The 3,872-nt window shown below is 71.9% G+C and carries 4 protein-coding genes and 1 pseudogene; 2 read left to right on the top strand and 3 right to left on the bottom strand.

Translation table 11 applies throughout. From position 1 onward, the window contains the following. Nucleotides 1-1,054 (bottom strand): AI-2E family transporter (locus SACPADRAFT_RS24400; RefSeq protein WP_007026829.1); only part of this gene is annotated, 1,054 nt, incomplete at its 3' end. Nucleotides 1,055-1,295: 241 nt separating this feature from the next. Between SACPADRAFT_RS24400 and SACPADRAFT_RS0200040 the strand changes: the two genes are divergently transcribed. Beyond that, nucleotides 1,296-1,595 carry a DUF3040 domain-containing protein gene (locus SACPADRAFT_RS0200040; RefSeq protein WP_007026828.1) on the top strand — a complete coding sequence of 100 codons (300 nt, stop codon included), beginning with the start codon at nt 1,296-1,298 and terminating at the stop codon, nt 1,593-1,595. A gap of 33 nt (nt 1,596-1,628) precedes the next feature. Here the strand turns inward: SACPADRAFT_RS0200040 and SACPADRAFT_RS0200035 are convergent, their stop codons facing one another. Continuing rightward, a complete protein-coding gene (locus SACPADRAFT_RS0200035; RefSeq protein ID WP_007026827.1) occupies nt 1,629-2,489 on the bottom strand; it encodes a phosphoribosylaminoimidazolesuccinocarboxamide synthase in 861 nt (286 codons plus the stop codon). 319 nt (nt 2,490-2,808) lie between these two features. On the opposite strand from SACPADRAFT_RS0200035, the gene SACPADRAFT_RS0200030 reads away from it, so the two are divergent. Then, nucleotides 2,809-3,618, top strand: a complete 810-nt coding sequence (locus tag SACPADRAFT_RS0200030) for an SAM-dependent methyltransferase (RefSeq protein ID WP_007026826.1) — start codon at nt 2,809-2,811, stop codon at nt 3,616-3,618. 12 nt (nt 3,619-3,630) lie between these two features. Here SACPADRAFT_RS0200030 and SACPADRAFT_RS24395 read toward each other — a convergent pair. Further along, nucleotides 3,631-3,872, bottom strand: a pseudogene (locus SACPADRAFT_RS24395) (4-hydroxybenzoate polyprenyltransferase); the annotation flags it as partial.

Below are 3,872 nucleotides of genomic sequence, written 5' to 3'. Positions count from 1 at the left end.
CGCCCGCGGGGCCGTCGCGGTGGTCGGCCACCGCGAGCACGATGCCGCGCACCGCGGCGACGAGGGGGACCGCGAACAGGACACCCGCGATGCCGCCCTCCGCGCCGCCGATGACCAGGGCGACGAGGACCACCGCGGGGTGCAGGTTCGTGAAGCTGCCCTGCAGCACCGGCTGGAGCACCTGCCCCTCCAGCTGCTGTACGGCGAGCACCACCCCGAGGATGATCAGCGCGGCGGCGAGGCCGTTGCTGACGAGCGTGACGGCGACGGCGAGGAAGCCGGACACCACGGCGCCGGCGTAGGGGACGAACCCGCCGATGAAGACCAGCGCGGCCAACGGCACGGCGAGGGGAACCCCCACGAACCCGAGGCCGATGCCGATCCCGAGGGCGTCGATCAGGGCGACCAGCGCGGTCACCCGTACGTAGAGGACCACGCTGTGGTACGCGCGGCGCCCGGCGTCGTCCACGATCTCCCGGGTGTCCGGGCGCCACGGCCGCAGCGTGAACGCCCACAACTTCGGACCGGCCTGCATGAACATGACGAACAGGACAAGCGCGACGATGAGTCCCACCAGGAACGAACCGACCGTGCTGAACGCCGTCAGGGCACGGGTCATCACCTGCGCCTGATTGCCCCCCAGCCACTGCTGCGCCCGCCCGATCAGTTCTCCGCTGATCGGCACCGGTGTGTCGGCGAGCCACTGTTGCAGCTGGGCGAGGCTCTCCGACACCCGCCGCCGCAGTTCGTCGAAGTTGTCCAGCACGGAGAACACCACGAAGGTGACCAGTCCGCCCGCGAGGACCAACCCGACGATCAGCGCGCCCACCACCGCGAGGGGGCGGGGCCAGCGGTGCCGGGTCAGCCAGCTCACCAGCGGTTCCAGCATCGCGGTCAGCAACAGGGCCACGAACAGCGGGATCACGACGTAGCTGAGGTGCCGCACCGCGTTGGTCAGCGCCCAGAGGGCGCCGACGATGAGCAGCAGGTAGGCCGACACGACGGCCGTGCGGCGCAGCGAGGCGGAGGTGAGTCGCACGGCCGGTTCGGCCATCCGGCACCTCCCGCCCCGACACGTCCGCGTCCGGTGCCGTCACGCACTGTCCACGGACACTGACAAGTCCCCGGCACGGGTAGCCGCTGCGGCCGGATCGAAACCCGTTTGTCCGGGCCGCGGACGGGTAGTCCACCGATGTGGGCGCGACCGGTCCGCGACCGGCCTCCGGTGTGCGGTCGGCCGACGACCGAGGCTCCAGCAGACACCGGATGATCATCGAGTTCGGGGGCACGCCATCATGCTCAGCCACCACGAACGGCAGGAGCTCGAACGGATCCAGCAGTGGTTCGAGCACGACGATCCCGACCTCGCCCGGCAGTTGGGCGAGGGGGAGAGCCCCGGCGGGGTCCTCCGATCGCGGGTGCTGCGCTACGTCACCGACGCGCTCGCCCTCGGGCTGATCGTGCTGGGGGCGATGACGTTGAACTTCGGTCTGATCTTCTTCGGCGCCGTGCTGCTCGCCGTCGCCGCGTGCCTGCACGTGGCGCACTGGGGTGACGCGCAGCCACCGACCGCCCGGGGGACCGGACCCGGCTGACGGGTCCGGTCGGGTCACCCGGCCCGGGTCTCCTCACCCATCGGGGGTGGGTACCCCGGTCCAGGTCCGTCCGGTGAGGCGCTCGTAGGCCTCGGTGTAGCGCCGCCGGGTCGCCTCCACCACGTCGGCGGGAATCTCCGGTCCCGGTGGCGTCCGGTCCCACCCGCTCGAGGTCGCCCAGTCCCGGACGTACTGCTTGTCGAAGGCGAACTGCGGCCTGCCGGGTTCCCATTCGTCGGCGGGCCAGAACCGGGACGAGTCGGAGGTCAACAGTTCGTCGCCGAGGGTGAGCCGCCCGTCGGCGTCCCAGCCGAACTCGAGTTTCGTGTCGGCCACGAGGATGCCCCGCTCGGCGGCGTGCGCGGCGCCCTCCTCGTAGATCCGCAGCGTCAGTTCCCGGAGGCGCTCTGCCGTGTCGCGGCCCTCCTGCGCCACGACGTCGTCGAAGGTGATCGCTTCGTCGTGCCCGGTCTCGGCCTTGGTGGTGGGCGTGAAGATCGGTTCGGGGAGCCTGCTGCCCTCCTCCAGCCCCGGGGGCAGCGGCACACCGGACACCGTGCCCGACCGTCGGTACTCCCGCAGGCCGGAGCCGCTGAGGTACCCGCGGGCGATGCACTCCACCTTGATCATGGTGAGCGGGGCGCAGCGTACGGCGCGGCCCGCGAACTCCGCGGGCACGTCGGTGGCCGAGATCAGGTGATTGCCGACGAGGTCGCGGAAGCGTTCGAACCACCACACCGACAGCTGGGTGAGCAGGGCGCCCTTGTCCGGGACCGGGGTCGGCAGGGTCACGTCGTAGACCGAGATGCGGTCGGAGGCGACGAGGAGGAGGTCGCCACGGTCGCGGTAGAGGTCCCGGACCTTGCCCGTGTGGAGGTGCTGCACGCGGGTCATCGTAGCCGTGGCCGTCCCGTCCGGTCGGGCCCGGCCGTGATCGTCGGCGCCGCGGGGAGCACCGTCGTCCGGAATGTGACCGGTATCACGATTAATCGGATCAGGCGTGACGCGGAGTGACGCCGAGCCGCGCGGTCCGGGTCGTCGGCTCCGGTTCGTCGCTGGTCAGCCGCCCGAGTGGGGCGACGCGGGTGCCGTCACCCTCCGCATGCGCGCCGCTACGGTGTCGGGTTTCCGGCCGGTAGGATCGCCGACGGCGGTCGGGGGAACGATCATCAGCATGCGGCACTGCCCATGATCACAAGGAGGCGTGCTCGACGTGGGACTCCCCATCGGCGCGACGGATCCCGACCCGTCCGTCGCGCCGAACATCGCCCGGATCCGGGACTACTGGGTCGAGGGCACGAACCACACCGAGCAGGACCGTCGACTCGCGCAGCGGATCGAGCTGTGCGCGCCGCACATCCCGTACCTGGTGCGCGCCCAGCGGTCACTGGTGCGGCGGATGGTGCGCCACCTGATGCGGGCCGGCGTCACCCAGTTCCTCGATCTCGGGTCCGGTCTGCCGAACGCGCACTACGTCCACCACGTCGCCCATGCCGAGGACCCACGCGCCCGCGTGGTGTACGTGGACGCGGACACCTCGATCGAGGCGGACTCGCGGGCGTTGCTCGACGGCACCGACAACACGGCGTTCGTGGTGGCCGACGTCCGGCGGCCCGCCGAGCTGCTCGCACACCCCGGGGTCACCGCGCTGATCGACCCGGACCGGCCGGTCGCGATCCTGATGATCGAGCTGCTGCTGCACATCCCGGACGCGGACGACCCGGCCGGACTCGTGCGCTCCTATGTCGACGCCCTGCCGTCGGGCGGTCACCTCGCCCTGTCGCACTTCGGGGAGGACGACCAGGTGCTCGCCGGGTTCCGCATCTTCGAGGGTCTGCGGTTCGGGCAGTGGCCCGCCGTGAGCCTGCGCTCCCGGGACACGCTGGAGAGCTTCTTCGACGGACTCGACCTCGTCGAGCCGGGTGTGGTGCCCGTGCCGCTGTGGCGGCCGGACTCCGAGGACGAGGTGGACCGCAACCCGGAGAGGGTCCGGATGTACGCGGGCCTGGGCCGCAAGCCCTGACCGGCCGCCCGGTCAGCCGGAGAGCAGGCCGACGGCCACGATCAGCACGTCGGCGATCATCACCAGCGGCATGGCCGTCGTCCGCAGCCGCCGGGAGCGGACCGTCCCACCCCGGGCCACCCGGCGCAGCAGCGGCACCACGGTGCCGAGGAACAGCAGGTGCCCGGCCGTTCCCACGGCGGCCGCGACCGGCCCCGCGGACCACCACAGTCCCGCGGCGAGCAGGGCGGACCCCGCGGCCAGCACCAGCGACG

The sequence above is a fragment of the Saccharomonospora iraqiensis subsp. paurometabolica YIM 90007 genome (genome assembly GCF_000231035.2).
Taxonomy (GTDB): domain Bacteria; phylum Actinomycetota; class Actinomycetes; order Mycobacteriales; family Pseudonocardiaceae; genus Saccharomonospora; species Saccharomonospora paurometabolica.
The sequence above is the reverse complement of the archived record's forward strand: the minus strand, read 5'-3'. Positions and strand labels throughout refer to the sequence as shown.